Origin of the sequence: Salinimicrobium maris (assembly GCF_049680855.1) — a bacterium.
Lineage (GTDB): Bacteria > Bacteroidota > Bacteroidia > Flavobacteriales > Flavobacteriaceae > Salinimicrobium.
Map to the genome: position 1 here is coordinate 196,166 of NZ_JBMPGS010000001.1, position 15,030 is coordinate 211,195.

12 protein-coding genes are annotated in these 15,030 nt (G+C 41.6%); 6 read left to right on the forward strand and 6 right to left on the reverse strand.

Features of this window, described 5'->3' with window-relative positions; all coding sequences use genetic code 11:
- The first annotated feature begins 14 nt into the window (after positions 1-14).
- From ACOV1Q_RS00985 to ACOV1Q_RS01005, 5 genes are all read left to right on the forward strand, one after another.
- On the forward strand, positions 15-518 hold the full coding sequence (locus ACOV1Q_RS00985) for a DUF2480 family protein (protein ID WP_424492566.1): 504 nt from the start codon (positions 15-17) through the stop codon (positions 516-518).
- Positions 519-525: 7 nt separating this feature from the next.
- The gene (locus ACOV1Q_RS00990; RefSeq protein ID WP_424492567.1) at positions 526-1,428 is read left to right on the forward strand and encodes a DUF3078 domain-containing protein; all 903 of its coding nucleotides are present in this window, start codon (positions 526-528) and stop codon (positions 1,426-1,428) included.
- A 156-nt stretch (positions 1,429-1,584) separates the two neighbouring features.
- The gene (gene hflX / locus ACOV1Q_RS00995; protein ID WP_424492568.1) at positions 1,585-2,805 is read left to right on the forward strand and encodes a GTPase HflX; all 1,221 of its coding nucleotides are present in this window, start codon (positions 1,585-1,587) and stop codon (positions 2,803-2,805) included.
- 69 nt (positions 2,806-2,874) lie between these two features.
- Positions 2,875-3,117: a DUF3784 domain-containing protein gene (locus tag ACOV1Q_RS01000; RefSeq protein WP_424492569.1), complete on the forward strand. Its 243-nt coding sequence runs from the start codon at positions 2,875-2,877 to the stop codon at positions 3,115-3,117.
- 60 nt (positions 3,118-3,177) lie between these two features.
- Positions 3,178-3,906 (forward strand): hypothetical protein, encoded by a 729-nt coding sequence (locus ACOV1Q_RS01005; RefSeq protein ID WP_424492570.1) that lies wholly within the window; start codon positions 3,178-3,180, stop codon positions 3,904-3,906.
- A 5-nt stretch (positions 3,907-3,911) separates the two neighbouring features.
- Here ACOV1Q_RS01005 and ACOV1Q_RS01010 read toward each other — a convergent pair whose 3' ends face one another.
- The 3 genes from ACOV1Q_RS01010 to ACOV1Q_RS01020 form a co-directional block, all read right to left on the reverse strand.
- Positions 3,912-5,468 carry an NAD(P)/FAD-dependent oxidoreductase gene (locus ACOV1Q_RS01010; RefSeq protein ID WP_424492571.1) on the reverse strand — a complete coding sequence of 519 codons (1,557 nt, stop codon included), beginning with the start codon at positions 5,466-5,468 and terminating at the stop codon, positions 3,912-3,914.
- 81 nt (positions 5,469-5,549) lie between these two features.
- Entirely contained in the window at positions 5,550-6,965 is a 1,416-nt protein-coding gene (locus tag ACOV1Q_RS01015) for a DUF5689 domain-containing protein (RefSeq protein WP_424492572.1), read from the reverse strand.
- A gap of 12 nt (positions 6,966-6,977) precedes the next feature.
- Complete coding sequence (locus ACOV1Q_RS01020; protein WP_424492573.1) at positions 6,978-9,785, reverse strand: TonB-dependent receptor; 2,808 nt, start codon at positions 9,783-9,785, stop codon at positions 6,978-6,980.
- A 120-nt stretch (positions 9,786-9,905) separates the two neighbouring features.
- On the opposite strand from ACOV1Q_RS01020, the gene ACOV1Q_RS01025 reads away from it, so the two are divergent.
- Complete coding sequence (locus tag ACOV1Q_RS01025; protein WP_424492574.1) at positions 9,906-10,985, forward strand: endonuclease/exonuclease/phosphatase family protein; 1,080 nt, start codon at positions 9,906-9,908, stop codon at positions 10,983-10,985.
- A 21-nt stretch (positions 10,986-11,006) separates the two neighbouring features.
- Here ACOV1Q_RS01025 and ACOV1Q_RS01030 read toward each other — a convergent pair whose 3' ends face one another.
- The 3 genes from ACOV1Q_RS01030 to ACOV1Q_RS01040 all read right to left on the reverse strand — a co-directional run bounded on the left by ACOV1Q_RS01030 (position 11,007) and on the right by ACOV1Q_RS01040 (position 15,021).
- Positions 11,007-11,447 (reverse strand): hypothetical protein, encoded by a 441-nt coding sequence (locus ACOV1Q_RS01030; protein ID WP_424492575.1) that lies wholly within the window; start codon positions 11,445-11,447, stop codon positions 11,007-11,009.
- 94 nt (positions 11,448-11,541) lie between these two features.
- Positions 11,542-13,188 (reverse strand): Ig-like domain-containing protein, encoded by a 1,647-nt coding sequence (locus ACOV1Q_RS01035; RefSeq protein ID WP_424492576.1) that lies wholly within the window; start codon positions 13,186-13,188, stop codon positions 11,542-11,544.
- A gap of 120 nt (positions 13,189-13,308) precedes the next feature.
- Positions 13,309-15,021 (reverse strand): hypothetical protein, encoded by a 1,713-nt coding sequence (locus ACOV1Q_RS01040; RefSeq protein WP_424492577.1) that lies wholly within the window; start codon positions 15,019-15,021, stop codon positions 13,309-13,311.
- Between the last annotated feature and the right edge of the window lie 9 nt (positions 15,022-15,030).

Consider the following 15,030-nt stretch of genomic DNA (forward strand, 5'->3'; position numbering starts at 1 on the left):
AGAAAAAGAATAAGATGTCGGCAGAAATAGTAAACAGGGTCGCCAACAGTAAACTGGTCACTTTCGATCTGGAGGACCTCTATCCGCAAGGCGAGAGAGTGCTTTTTGATATTAGCGACTGGTTACTGGAAGGTTTTGTGTTGCGCGAAAAAGATTTTAGACAAGCGGCCAAAACGCACGCCTGGTCTGCTTATGATGGCAAATTTGTTGCGCTGCACTGTTCTACAGACGCAATTATTCCCGGCTGGGCATACATGTTAATCACCACCTATCTTACGCCTTATGCAAAAAAAGTGGTAGTTGGAGATATAGACCTTCTTAACAGCATCCTTTATTCTGAAGTAATTGACAAGCTTGATGTTTCTCAATATGCAGATAAACCGGTTATTGTGAAGGGTTGTTCAAATAAGCCGGTGCCACAAAATGCTTATATTCAAATCATAGAAAAACTACAACCGGTAGTTAAAAGTTTAATGTATGGAGAGGCCTGTTCTTCGGTCCCATTATTCAAAAAATAGATTTTTCATGAAGAAATTGCTCTTTTCAGTTTTCATTTTAATAAGTTTTATTTCGGGATACGCACAGGAAACAGAACAAGAACAGGAAACAGAACCGCAAGGCTGGACCACAGAAGGCAAGCTTCAGATTTTATTCAACCAATCGGCCTTTAACAAGGAATGGACGGGCGGCGGAACTTCAAGCATCGCCGGAAATCTCACCCTTGATTACGATTTTAACTACACACGTGGCGATATTACGTGGGCAACAAAGTTACTCGCCAATTACGGACTCACCCGTACCGAGGCCAGTGATTTCTTTAGAAAAACGAGTGACCGTCTGGAAATAAACTCCACCCTAGGAAAACAAGTTCAGGAATCAAACTGGTTTTACTCCTTTTTCACAAATTTTCGAACGCAATTCGATAAAGGTTACCAATACGAAAAAAATCCCGACACAGGCGAAGACACACGAACCGAATACACCAGATTCCTTTCCCCAGCCTACCTGCAATTTGGCCCTGGTATTATGTGGAAGAAAAGCGAAGATTTATTTGTAAATATTGCGCCGTCTACGGCTAGGTTTATCTTTGTAGATCCGCGTTTTACCAGTAGCGCAAACTATCCTGAAGGAAGCTACTTCGGAATAGATAAAGGAGAATCAAGCAGGTTTGAATTAGGTGCATCGCTCACAGGATATTCAAAATTTGAAGTTTTCGAGAATGTCTCCATGGAAAATTCGCTGAGCCTTTATTCCAACTATCTTGACAAGCCCGGAAACATTGATATAGACTACCTTCTCAATCTTGAAATGGGAATCAATGACTTCTTGTCGACCACACTTATTTTCCAGGCCATTTATGATGACAATGCTATTGGCGCTTTCCAGATAAGAGAGGTTTTCGGTCTTGGTTTTAACATCAAATTGTAGTTGCCAAATCAGCAATAGCAATTCTGGCTAAAATAGTTACTCAAAAATGCCATTTTTGGAGCAACTTCTTATCTCGAGATTCCGTAGAAGTGCTTTTTCCGAAGCATTTTTGTAAAGATCATTTCCGTAACTTTGTATGAAACGCAATAGATATTTATGCTAGAGAAGAATGATTTAGAATACGAGAAAGTTGTTTTAATTGGTATTGTTTCACGGGAACAGGATGAAGAAAAGCTGAAGGAATATCTTGATGAACTTGAATTTCTTACTTATACCGCTGGCGGTGAAGTAAAAAAACGCTTTTCCCAAAAAATGGACATGCCCAATCCAAAGACCTTCATTGGCTCCGGAAAAATGGAAGAGGTGCGTCTTTATGTGGATGAAAATGAGATTGGGACTGCAGTTTTTGACGATGAACTTTCCCCGGCACAACAAAAAAACATTGAAAAGATCCTAAAATGTAAGGTCCTTGACCGAACGAACCTAATTTTAGACATTTTCGCCCAACGGGCGCAAACAAGTTACGCACGTACCCAGGTAGAACTTGCCCAATATCAATATTTGCTTCCGCGGCTTGCAGGTATGTGGACGCACCTTGAGAGGCAGCGTGGAGGTATTGGAATGCGTGGTCCCGGGGAAACAGAAATAGAAACTGACCGCCGGATTGTACGCGATAAAATAGCACTTTTAAAGAAAAAACTGGAAACCATTGATAAACAAATGGAAGTACAGCGCGGCAACCGTGGACAATTAGTTCGGGTAGCACTGGTGGGTTACACTAATGTTGGAAAATCCACCCTTATGAATGTGATAAGCAAGAGCAAAGTTTTTGCTGAAAACAAGCTTTTTGCCACCTTAGATACCACGGTGCGTAAAGTGGTAATACGCAATCTGCCGTTCTTACTTACTGACACTGTAGGATTTATAAGAAAATTACCTACACAGCTGGTAGAATCATTTAAATCTACCTTGGACGAAGTCCGGGAAGCCGATCTACTCTTGCACGTGGTTGATATTTCACATCCTAACTTTGAAGAACATATTGCCTCTGTGAATCAAACTTTGTCAGAAATAAAAGGTGGTGATAAACCCACTATTATGGTTTTCAACAAAATTGACAGATACGTAGCCGAGCAGATCGAAGAAGACGATCTTATGACCGAAAGGACAGAAGCGCATTACTCGCTAGATGACTGGAAAAACACCTGGATGAACCGGCTGGGAGATAATGTGTTGTTTATTTCGGCTTTGAACAAGGAAAACATGGAAGAATTCAGGAAGAAGGTATATGAAGCTGTTCGCGAGATCCACATCACCAGGTTTCCGTACAACAATTTCCTTTACCCCGAATATGACACCTACGGAGAAGAGGAATAGGATATTTTTCACATGATAATTACAGCTGGAATATTTATAATCTTAGGAGCTCTAATCAAGTATGGAAAAATGTATTTCCTAATTGCAGGATACAATACTATGTCAAAAGAAAAAAGGGAAAAATATGATATTAAAGGAATTGCGTCACTTTTTTGGAATGTCATGTTGGGAATGGCTCTAGCAATTCTTTTTGGTCTCATGCTTTCACAGTGGATGGAAAGCAATGTTCAAACCTTTTTCTTTTTTGGAGCCCTTGCAATAGGCATTCCTTACCTTCTTATTAAATCGAATTCCAGCAGATATAGACGGTGAAAAATATAGAGCCTATTTAAAAAATTTGCCTATTTTTAATCAACTCTAATCTAAAAGTTAATGAAAAAGCTATTCATCCTTCAGTTTTTCTTTTTCTGCGGAATTATAACTGCGCAGGATATAGATGGATCCTGGAAACTTGTAGAAAAAGATGGTCAGGAAATTACAAATACAGAAACTGTTAGAATTTACCAAGACGGTTATTTTGCCTACGGCACAAAAGAAACGGAAACTAACAATTTTATTGAAGCTGGAGGAGGAAAATATACTCTAGATAAATCTAACTATCAAGAAACACTAGATTTCACTACTGAAAACCCTGGTAAAGTGGGAACAACAGCAGAATTTGAAATAGAAGTCCAGGGAGATCAAGTGAAGGTCTGGAGCGACGAGCATTCACAGGTTTGGCAAAAGATTTCAGATGCAGAAAATGACCTATCCGGCAATTGGGTAATTACCGGAAGAAAGCGCAATGGCGAAATGCGCAACAGCACTCCGGGCGCAAGAAGAACTATAAAAATTCTTGGCGGTGATAGGTTTCAATGGGTGGCATTTAATAGCGACACTAAAGAATTTCACGGCACAGGAGGCGGCACCTATTCTGCCGAAAACGGGAAATACACCGAGAACATAGAGTTCTTTTCAAGAGACGCCAGCAGAGTTGGCGCCAGTCTGGGGTTCGATTATAAGGTAAAGGATGGAGAATGGCATCACAGCGGCTTTAGCTCCAAAGGAGATCCTATGTACGAGATCTGGTCACCTTATGAAGAAGCATATCAACCTGAATAATCAGGTTATTTTCGCATGGCAGCAACAGCTTTTTCAGCACATTTTTCACCATCTATAGCGGCAGAAACAATTCCGCCGGCGTAACCCGCACCTTCTCCGCAAGGGTATAATCCTTTGATCTGAACATGTTCTAAGGTCTCCCTGTCCCGTGGAATCCGCACCGGCGAAGAAGTTCTTGATTCGGTGGCATGCACAACCGCATCATTTGTAAAATATCCGCGCATGCTTTTTCCAAATTCCTGGAAACCTTTTTGAAGAGTTTGATAAATAAAATCTGGCAGCACACTTCCCAATTCTACTGAAGTTATTCCGGGTTTATAAGAAGTCTGCGGAAGATCTGCAGACAGCTTTCCGTTGCTAAAATCGACCAGTCGCTGGGCAGGTGCAGCTTGGGTTTTTCCCCCTTCTGTCCAGGCCTTTTGTTCCACATGCTGCTGAAAACGGAGTGCTGCGAGTGGAGAGTTTCCAAAAGCCTTATAATCTTCGGGACGCACCTCAACGACGATTCCCGAATTGGCCGTCGCCTGGTCGCGCCTACTGGGTGACCAGCCATTGGTGACGATCTCACCGGGAGAAGTGGCACAGGGCGCAATGATTCCGCCGGGACACATACAGAAAGAGTAAACTCCCCTGCCCTCCACCTGCTTCACAAGACTATAAGCCGAAGGAGGCAAAAATTCTCCTCTGTCTTCCCTATTGTACTGGATCTTATCAATAAGTGCCTGGGGATGCTCCACCCGTACTCCGAGCGCAAAAGATTTTGCTTCAATATGGATCTCCTTCTCATGCAGTAATTCAAAAATATCTCTCGCAGAATGTCCGGTTGCTAAAATGAGCTTTTTGGCTTGAATTCTGGTGCCGTTCTTTAAAGTCACTCCAGAAATCTCGCTGTTCTTTATTTCAATATCTACCACTCTGGATTCGAACAGCACCTGCCCTCCATGATCAAGAATGGTTTTGGTCATATCCTGAATAATAGCGGGTAACTTATTAGTGCCAATATGAGGGTGCGCCTCCACCAGGATTTCTTTTGTCGCTCCAAAGGCCACAAATAGTTCAAGGATACGCTTTACATCACCACGTTTTTTGCTTCGGGTGTACAATTTTCCGTCAGAATATGTTCCTGCGCCACCTTCCCCAAAACAATAATTGGAATCTTTTTTGACAACATGCTCTATGTTCAGCTTTTTCAGATCTCTTCTGCGCGCCCTTACATCCTTTCCGCGCTCAAGAACAACGGGTTTTTTACCAAGTTCAATACATTTTAAGGCAGCAAAGAGCCCGGCAGGCCCTGCGCCAATGATCACAACCTCTTCAGCATTTGAGACATCCTTATAATCAGGAAGGGAAGCTTGGTTTTCCTCAAAATCCTCCAGCACGAATACCAACAGCCTCAAATTCACTTTTATGGCTTTTTGCCGTGCATCTATACTCCTTTTTAGAATTTCTACATGCGAAATTTCTTCCACGGAAATCCCGGAGTGCTGAGCCACAAAATGTTTTAAAGCCAGGGCATTTCCGGCGATTTCAGGACTTACCTGTAAATTATATTCGTATTGCATAAGGTGTCAAAAATGCTACAAATATAACTGATTCCTTATAGCCTGCCCGAAACTAAAGGCTTTTTAGTTCCTGAGCTTCAGTTAATCTGAAGTTATAAATATATCATCCAGCTCATAGATGCCATTGTAATAATCCCTGTCACTTCCAGTATATTTAAAAGCAACATAGCCAATCCCTTCTGCACACGATAGCGAAACCTTTCCTGAAGAGATCCAGTCCCCAAAGAAATCTGTTCGCTGTGCCACGTAAGCCGACGATAGCGCTCTCCAGGTGGCGCTATAGAAGTTTTCTTCCGTTCCATCCCAATCGGTTGAGAAAAGCACTTCCAAAATGCTATTATTAGCAAAACTTGTTGAAGTTTTAAATTCAAGCACCTCTCCTTCCTGGACATCAAAGTCAATGGGAGGGGTTATGAGCCAGCTTTCGGTTAAATAATCTCCAGATCCGGTCGTCTGCACCCGCGCACTTCTTCCCAAAGATGCGTTGACACCTGTTGCGGTAAAACCTTCCCAGCCTTCAGATCCTTCAGTTACCAAGTTTGTCCATCCATTGCCTTTTATAGGAGTATTGTTCTTTTGACCTTGAAATTCCTCCTTGAAAAGCACATTTTTGCCTGCCTCTGTAGCTCTTCCGCAGTCAAAGGTCTCTGGGTCGCAACGGCCTTCTTCATCAAAATGAACATCTGATGGATGATTTAGATAGATCGTAAAGAAATCATCATAAAAGTCACGCGTCAAAATCCCCTGGAGGCTTCCGGAATTAACCGGAAGTTTCAAAGATTTAAAATTGGCGTATGTGCTCGTGCTAAGCACGAAGGGAAAATCTCCGGTACAACTTTCCACTTTTCGCTCGCCGTCAAATTCGTCGTTTCCCTCACTCGCGTAAGTAACAGGATTTTCATCATTCACCAGCATTTTTGAAAACTGGATATCCTCCAGTTTCACATATAAATTTTCCATACGATCACTAAAATCCACCGCCTTTACAGTCTTTGGCACAATTTCCACAACTTCGGAAGTCCGCAAAATATGCTGCGACAATTGGGACAAAGGAATGGGATCTATTTGCCGGCCGTTCAAAACGCCCAGGCTTACGACTCCGCTTTTTTCACCAATACTCAGTCCTTTCAACTTCAAATATAGTTTCCTGCCAAAATCATAGGTTTCATAATACGACGGCAGATTGATCTGTACTGCCAGCCCGGCAATAGGATCTATCGGTTTATCCTGAACGATCAATTCTTTATAGAAGTTTCCTGCTTTGTCACTGGAAACCACATACACTGCCACGATCACTTCCTGTTCAAAAGTGACAATTTCACCGCCATTTTGAAAATATGCGCCTAAAACGGCATAAAGGTCAGAATTCGTCTCTATGTTCAGCCCTTTAATCACTGCGGAAGGTGGCACCTCAAATTCATCATCAGGCACACAGGATGAGATAGTAAGGCAAAGCAACAATAGGCCTTTCGGGAGTATGCTAAAGCAATTTTTCATAACTGAAATAAATTAAAATCTTACGTAAACATGAGAATAATAGGTGGTTCCATAGCCGTACCAGTACTTTGGCCCAAAAATGGGCTGGTGCCTTTCAAAATCGGCTTTCATGGTTGTATAGTTGGCGTTTCTTGACTGTTCGTAACCGCCGGTTTTATAAATCGTATTCAAAAGGTTATTCACACTGGCGAAAACACCTACATAATATTTGCTCACTCGCCAGGTTTTTCCGCCGGTCATATTCAGGAGAAAGTAGGGATCAAATTGCTCCTGTTTAAGTAATTCTCTTGCGATTGTTTCGTCGTAGTTTAAAAGCGGAAGCCCATCTGCATCTGTCGAGAAATTATAAGTTCGCGTGAGAGGTGCCACATCAAGAAATGCATTTGAAAAATGATTTGCACTGGCTGATACAAACCAGAATTCCGGATCACGATATTCAAAACCCAACTGATAAGCCCGCTGTGGCCCACCGGCTATTTTGTAATTCTTTAGGTGTGAAGTGCCCATGTCAAGTACTTCATCAAAATCATCGGAAGTAAGATAAAGCTTCGGATTATTGCTGTAGAAATATTCTCCCAGCCCGGCTGCTCCCTTTAATTTGATGGTGGAAGTCACCTGTGCTTCCAAACCGAATTCCATTCCAAAATGCCTTTTTTCGATCCCGTTTAAAACCTCCTGTACAAAGGCAGTCGTGGTATTTCTTCCGAGTCCCGAGATCCCATCGGCATAGTAAAAGGAAATTTCGGTGGCATCGGTTACCTGGGCGAAATATCCCGTTAGCCTTGTTTTGACAATAGGAGAACGATAGATATAACTTGCATCTGCAGCCGCTATCTTTTCACTTTGCAGTCCTGTAACCACGTCATTGTTTTGTCGGGAATTTGAAAAGGAATTCCGCAGGTTTGGTGCTTTTGTATAATAGCCTCCATTAATTCCCAGCAAATGCCTGCCTGTAATTTTATACAACAACCCTGATTTTGCTCCATAATCTGTAAAAGAGAGGATACTGCTTTTCCCCAAAGAATTATCAGGAAAATTGCCATTTTGAAAGAATCCTTCCCGCAAATATTGAGTCTGAGATCCTTTGAGTGCCATGAAAAAAACATATTTTTTATAGTTGAATTGCGCCTGGGTAAAAGCATCAAAGACTTCTGCTAAAAACCTGAAATGATATTTGATCTTGTCTCCCTCCACCGCCAGCCGGTTTGGTTGCCGCAAATCACTCTGGGCCTGAGCTCCTTCAGAAAAAGAATCTACATCCAGAAATGCATTTCCGCCTAAAAGATCGAGTATGGCAGCGAAATTCTCACTTTCCATATTTCTATATCCCACAGAGGCATGGAGCAGGATGTTTGGGTCTACCTGACTCTCAAAAATGGTGTTTGCACTAAAGATTTTATCATCATTCCTGTCTTCATACAGCATATAAACAGCGTTGCCGCCCGCAGCCGTATTAAGTAGATTTGCTGAATACATGCTCGCCCAGTCTATTTGCCCATCTTGCTGGAATTCCTGCTGTGCCAGGTAAGCCTCTCTATAATCAGGTTCGACAGGTATTCTCAGAAAATAAGAAGGTAGCTTCTGATAGTAGGCAGGATCTGGGTTGCTGCCACCACCAAGAAAAATATCCAGTCCATCTTCGGAATAAACTGTACTTCCTCCATAATCTAAACGGCTGTTTCCAATCCTTCCGAATTGATAGCCAACATTCGTATTTAGTTTGCTGTTCCTGTTCAACTGCCAAAAATGATTAAGCATTAAAACCGGCTCTTCAACCTTACTCATTCTTGAATTCCTGATTTCTCCATCCTGGTTACCCCAGTAAGAATTGTAGCGGATACCTTTTAAATTATAAACTTCGGAAGTGGCCGGTGAAGTTTTCCCTCTTCTCAAGGGAGTATAAATTCCGCTGAAATTCAGGCTGTGAGAACCGTTGATTTTCTTTTCTACCGAAGCAAAAATTCCATTGCTTTCATAGGTGGTGCCTTCCCTGAAGCTTTCTTCAGCAAAACGACGTGAAACAGAAAAAGTATATGCCCAGCCGTGAAGGTTTAACCCGGAACTGTAACTGCCCATGACCCGACCAGAATAGGTACGATTGGATGTCGCATAGGAAACTTTCCCGCCTTTGGTGTATTCTGAGGCGCGCATGATGATGTTCGTTGTCCCGGCCAGCCCGCCAAAGCTGACTTCAGAAGGGCTAAGACCCATAGAAAAAACCTGGTTGCGCTGTACATCATTTAATCCGCCCCAATTGCTCCATTGCGGCCGGCCGTTGTAAAGCTTATTCATTTCAATACCATTAATCAAAACTTTGCCGTGTTCACTGTCAAAGCCTCGTGGCCGAAAAAAAGAAGCGCTGAAATCGTAGGCCGCAGCATTTAAAAAAACATCCCTGGTTGCCTGTAGCAGTCCGGATACATTATCAAAACCTCCTTCCTCTTCATCCAGTTCATCATCTGCAAGGCTTATGAAACTCGCCTGTTGTTGATCCTGAAGCAAATCAGGTCTTAAAAGAACCACCCCTAATTCTTTTACAGCAACTTCTTCGATGACCACTGTGAATCTTTGGCCAATGTATCCCGGTTTCTCAAAGTTGATAACCTGTTCTCCAACGGGAAGAGGGTGAAAAAGAGTGAATTCACCATTAGAAGATGTAACGCTGAGTATTTCTCCCTGAAGGGAAACAGTTACATTTTCAATAGGAGCATTGGTTGCTGCATTTATTACTATTCCGGTTACTGCCGGCTCCTGAGCCTGCAACAGCATAGTAAAAAAAGTAAATAAAAGAAGGATCCCCTTAGTTTTTAGATTATTCATTTTCAATACAAAGTCTAAAGTGCAGGGGGCGAAAAAATTCCGCCAAACATACACATTTAAATGATATCTTTGACGCTCCCTCAGTATTTTATTTATCTAATTTTCAGAAACTTGCATCTAATGAAGCCATGCCAGACCTGCGGTGTATTTTTGCTGCTTTTCTTGTTTAAACTTTCGGTATTTTCACAGGAAAAAAAAGATTTTCAGATTCAGACAATAGCTTTTTACAACCTTGAAAATTTGTACGATACAGAAGATGATCCTGTAACCTATGATGATGATCGTACGCCACAGGGAAAAGACAACTGGACAGAAGAGATCTACAGGGATAAGCTTCAAAAAATGGCTTTTGCAATACGTAATATAGGTTCAAACATGGTTAGAAATCCGCCTGTGCTACTGGGAGTCTGTGAGGTGGAAAACAGAAAAGTACTGGAAGACCTCATTAATGAGCCACATCTAAAAGATTTCAACTACGGCATCGTACATTATGATTCGCCTGACAGGCGGGGAATTGATGTAGCGCTCTTATATCTCAAAAATGCCTTTTCCCCGCTTCATTCCAAAGCACATGAACTTTTCATTTTTGAGGACGGAAAAAGGGTATACACAAGAGATCAACTGGTGGTCACCGGACTTTTAGAAGGAGAAGAAATACATTTAATTGTCAACCACTGGCCTTCAAGAAGTGGCGGTACCGCAGCAAGTAGTCCTAAAAGAATTGAAGCAGCAAAACTGAATCTTAAGATCATAGATTCCCTGCAACGCAAAGATCCCTACGCAAAAATAATCTCTATGGGTGACTTTAATGACGATCCAACTGATAAAAGCCTTAAGAAAACACTGAGAGCAAAAATGAGCATTGGAGATGTGAATTTAAAAGAAATGTATAATCCCATGGCTGCCATTTTCTCCAGGGGAATAGGCAGTTCTGCCTACAGAGATGGCTGGAACCTGTTTGATCAAATACTTATATCACAGCCTTTCCTGAAAGATGATTATGAAACCTACAGGTTTTTTAAAGCAGGCGTTGGAAATGCAACATATCTCACCACTTCTACAGGACAATACAAGGGTTATCCCTTCCGAAGCTTTGGATATGGTGGCTACACGGGAGGATATTCAGATCATTTCCCTGTGTATATTTACCTCATCAGAGACAAAAAAATTACCTCTTCCATTCCTGAAAGAGGTAACTGATATGCTCAGTTTAATTGTTCTTTAGTTAAACCAGGCGGCCCAGGGAATTCTTGAAAGTACGAATAGCAACGCCAGAATGTAAAAAATGGAAAGTGTTTTAAATTTTGCTTTTGAAGTAAGCTTGTCTTTGTGCTTAGAATACCCCATAGTAATCAAAACCACGGCAATGATCATCATTAAAGGGTGTTCCACAAGGTAAAGTCGCAGTGTACTGTCGCCCATTACTTCCCCCATTCCCATTTCTGAAAAGGCATTAAAATAGGGTGCTACAAAATACAGCACGATACCAATCAACAATTGAATATGTGCGGTAATTAAAGTAAATAATGAGATGCGAAAATCATTGGCTCCAAACTCCTTTTTTGATAACCACCCAATAAGAGCATTTACAGAAGCTATTAAAAGGACGAGGACCACAAGGTAGGCCCACCAGGAATGAATAAAGTATACAGTTGAATACATAAATGTAGATTTTACCGTAAAGGTAGTTTTTTTCATAAAAAAAACCGCCCCTTTTAAAGAGGCGGTTCATTAAAATTAGAATATCTGATCAATATCATTCCCAGCGGTTTTCAGCTGCATCACCTCCCCAAATAAGGGTTGCAAGGTATGGATTATCAATAAAAGGATTTCTGTTGCCCTGTGCGGCTTCAATCACTTCCTGGCGTTGCAGTTCAAAAGCTGAAACAGGATCTTCGGCATTCCACTTTAAAAACAGCTCAATACTTCCCACTTTGGAGAAGGACTGCCCGTAACGAACGTTTAGGTACATGATCATCCTCGCGACATCTCCTTTCCATTCATCACCGGGATACCACTCATCATCTCCTACCAGGCCGTAATTTCCGCTACCATCGGTGTAGGGATAATTTAGGCGAAGAGAATTGATGCTGGCATCGGCAACTCTGAGATGATGGAGATCTGCCACTGCAAGATCTGAAGTTAATCTTGACTGCGGATAGATATGTTCTGTATTAAAAGTTTGAGTTTCATAATCATTAGAACCCGATGTATATTCTCTCCAATATCTTTCCTCTCCGGAATACATCAAAACCACATTTTCCGGATTCTCCAGGCTGGCATCTGCCTCATAAAGATAATCATGTCTGTCTGTATAAGAAAGCAGTACCGTGTGTTTATCTGAAGTGAGATCGCTGATGTACTGAAGATTTGTTTCAGCATTCGTCGAAAAGGCAAAATTCCTGTAGTAGTCCTGAAGATCGGCAGGAATATTAAAACTAACGGGATCAACAACAGTAACAGTAACCGTTGCTGTCACACATGTAGCATTTGGCGTGTCATCATCACAGAGTGAGTACTCAAAAGAATCTTCTCCTAAAAAGCCATTTTGGGGTGTATAGGTAACGGTTCCGTCATCATTAAGAACAACGGTTCCCGCAGTCGCCGAAGCGTTCACAGAAGTTATGACAGCATCATCAACAGGATTATCGTTCTCCAGCAGATCGTCTATTACCAGCCCCGTATTTTCCGAAGAAACAATGACAGAATCATTGGCAGCTACGGGAGTGCCTTCATCAACTACGTTTACAGTGATCGTGGCACTTACACAGGTTGGTGTTTCATCGTCGTCACAAATTGTATAAGTAAAAGAATCTTCTCCCACAAAACCATCGGCAGGAGTGTAAGTAATATTACCGTTTTCTTCCAGAACAGCGGTACCGCTGGCACCTTCCATATCTATGGATTCAACTTCAGCATTGTCCAGTAGCTGGTCGTTATCAAGATAACTCCTGATCGTTAAAGTATTATCTTCCTTTATTTCGTAGGAATCATCTTCAGCAACAGGCGAAGCTGCGGTAATAGCAATGGTTACCTGTGCCGTTGAACAATTGCGGGTAGCTGCGTTGTCACAAATGGTGTATGAAAAGAAGTCTTCACCCATATAGTCCTGTGGTGGTGTGTAGGTGTAAGTACCATCACGATTGTCTTCAATAGAACCGCCTTCTTCACTCTCTGCATCAAAATCTGTAATTCTTGCGTATTCAAAGACAGTATCATTGTCGAGTAGATCGTCGGCATCAATGATAAGATCTGAATTCTCAGCAGTTGAAAGATCATCATCTACTGCCACCGGTACATCCACTCCTGGCTCTGGATTTATGGGTTCATCGCGACTGTCGTCATCCTTGCTGCACCCCAACAGGCTAATTGTTAAAAGTGCTAAATAAAAAACCTTCTTCATTTATTTCTCTTTCTGTTAAAACTTATTTCTAAAGTGTCAATTCCAGGTTAATTTAAACAAAAACCTCTTACCCATGGACAGGATAAGAGGTTTTCGCTCATTCAACAATATAGGTTTTTACTAAACACGTACCCATGCATCACCTTCTTTTATAAGGCTTACTTGCTCGGTAGTATTTGTTCCATTATAGATATCAAAAGTAAGAACATATTTCTGTCCTTCTTCAGCATTTGGAGCTAACCTGTTATCAAGCAACGCACTCATGGCTTCCAGGATCATTTCATCTGTCCACTGGTTTCTATTTCCTGGTCTTCTGTCAAAGTTGTTATAGTTACCAACACTCCATGATGGATCTGGATATATTTCTGAAAAATATTCCCCAATGAAGGCATAGTCTCCTGGAGCGAGTGTATGAGTAATGGTATTATCAACTACCCAGGCATTACCATCATGACCAAACTGTAAGGTCTGCTCGATAACGCTTGGAATAGCATTCCACTCTCCGTCTTCCAAAACGTAATTAACATATTCAGTTGAAGTTCCTTCGCCGCTTGTATAAAGATCAAAAGCTACAGCCATGAAATCTCCTTCTTGCGCATATGGAAACTCTCTTCCAAGATAGATACCAATCTTGTACATTGCTTCTTCCTCATCGCCAAAGTTAGAATAGCTTTGTCCCATTTCTGTATAAGCTTCAGAATCCAGAGTGAAAGGAACATTCCACATTGAATTTGTGTAAGCAAACACCCTTGTTTCCTGAATCACAGAAGTATTAGACTCTTCGTTATAGACATATCCATCCTCGGTTAGAGCAACAGCTCTTGAAGTTGTAGAAACACCTGCATCGTATATGTCAAATTCCACGATGAACTCAGCTCCAACTTCCGCTGAAGGGTATTGTTCCATCAATACATCATTGATCACTTCTAGAAGCATTGCTTCGCTCCAGTAGTTATCACCTTCCTGAATAGCAAAACTTCCATATTGAGCAACGTTTGCCGCAGGAGCAGGATAAACATCTGCATACTCTGTACCGGCCATTTCATAATCTGCATCGGTGAATGTGTATGATTCCGCACTGTCTACAGCTATATAAACATTTCCATCATACTGAACAGTCATACTCTCTGACCCTGAGTCTCCATCATAGATTGGATAAGAAACGTTGTAGGTTTGTCCTTCAACTCCATCATAGTTTTCAGATAGAACAACGTTAATGGCTTCAAGGATCATTTCATTGCTCCAGTAAGCATCATTTGTTTCCCTTCTTTCAAAATTATTGTATTGCGCAGCACTTGAAGCTTGATCTGCATACTTTTCTTCCAATTCTTCTTTAACCAGGTCAAAGTCGTCATTATCAAAAGCATACATAATCTCATCTGCAACGATACGGTATGTCAGCTCTACATAATCACCTTCTTCAGCCAACGGGAACTCGTACCCAAGAAAATCTTGAATCTCTCCCATGCTTGAGAAGTAATCTTCTGAAAGACCTACTGCCTCATAACCTGCTGCAGTCACCTCAGCATCTTCTACTCTAAGTGGGTCGTAAAGATCAAAAGTTACCTGTGCCAATGAACCTTCTCCCCATATAGGAAAATTATTCGTTAAAAACCCAGGAATCATTGCTCTTGCATCCTCAAGGGAACTAAAGTTTCCAAAATTAAGTTCAAGGGCTTCATAATCCTCATCTGTGAACTCGTATTCTTCAACACCCTGCACCGGCATAGCATCTATTGAAGCATCTGCTTCCTCATGGATGTCTTCCATGGGCTCACAACTCGTAAAAGCTGCTCCCACTAGCATCATTAATAAATAAATGGACTTTTTCATTTTCGTTTT

What these genes read in the sequence shown, in the direction of transcription:
- ACOV1Q_RS01005 (WP_424492570.1), top strand. Translation starts at nt 3,178, where the DNA reads ATGAAAAAGCTATTCATCCTTCAGTTTTTCTTTTTCTGCGGAATTATA.
- hflX (WP_424492568.1), top strand. Translation starts at nt 1,585, where the DNA reads ATGCTAGAGAAGAATGATTTAGAATACGAGAAAGTTGTTTTAATTGGT.
- ACOV1Q_RS01035 (WP_424492576.1), bottom strand. Translation starts at nt 13,188, where the DNA reads ATGAAGAAGGTTTTTTATTTAGCACTTTTAACAATTAGCCTGTTGGGG.
- ACOV1Q_RS01020 (WP_424492573.1), bottom strand. Translation starts at nt 9,785, where the DNA reads ATGAATAATCTAAAAACTAAGGGGATCCTTCTTTTATTTACTTTTTTT.
- ACOV1Q_RS00985 (WP_424492566.1), top strand. Translation starts at nt 15, where the DNA reads ATGTCGGCAGAAATAGTAAACAGGGTCGCCAACAGTAAACTGGTCACT.
- ACOV1Q_RS01015 (WP_424492572.1), bottom strand. Translation starts at nt 6,965, where the DNA reads ATGAAAAATTGCTTTAGCATACTCCCGAAAGGCCTATTGTTGCTTTGC.
- ACOV1Q_RS01025 (WP_424492574.1), top strand. Translation starts at nt 9,906, where the DNA reads ATGAAGCCATGCCAGACCTGCGGTGTATTTTTGCTGCTTTTCTTGTTT.
- ACOV1Q_RS01040 (WP_424492577.1), bottom strand. Translation starts at nt 15,021, where the DNA reads ATGAAAAAGTCCATTTATTTATTAATGATGCTAGTGGGAGCAGCTTTT.
- ACOV1Q_RS01000 (WP_424492569.1), top strand. Translation starts at nt 2,875, where the DNA reads ATGTATTTCCTAATTGCAGGATACAATACTATGTCAAAAGAAAAAAGG.
- ACOV1Q_RS01010 (WP_424492571.1), bottom strand. Translation starts at nt 5,468, where the DNA reads ATGCAATACGAATATAATTTACAGGTAAGTCCTGAAATCGCCGGAAAT.
- ACOV1Q_RS01030 (WP_424492575.1), bottom strand. Translation starts at nt 11,447, where the DNA reads ATGTATTCAACTGTATACTTTATTCATTCCTGGTGGGCCTACCTTGTG.
- ACOV1Q_RS00990 (WP_424492567.1), top strand. Translation starts at nt 526, where the DNA reads ATGAAGAAATTGCTCTTTTCAGTTTTCATTTTAATAAGTTTTATTTCG.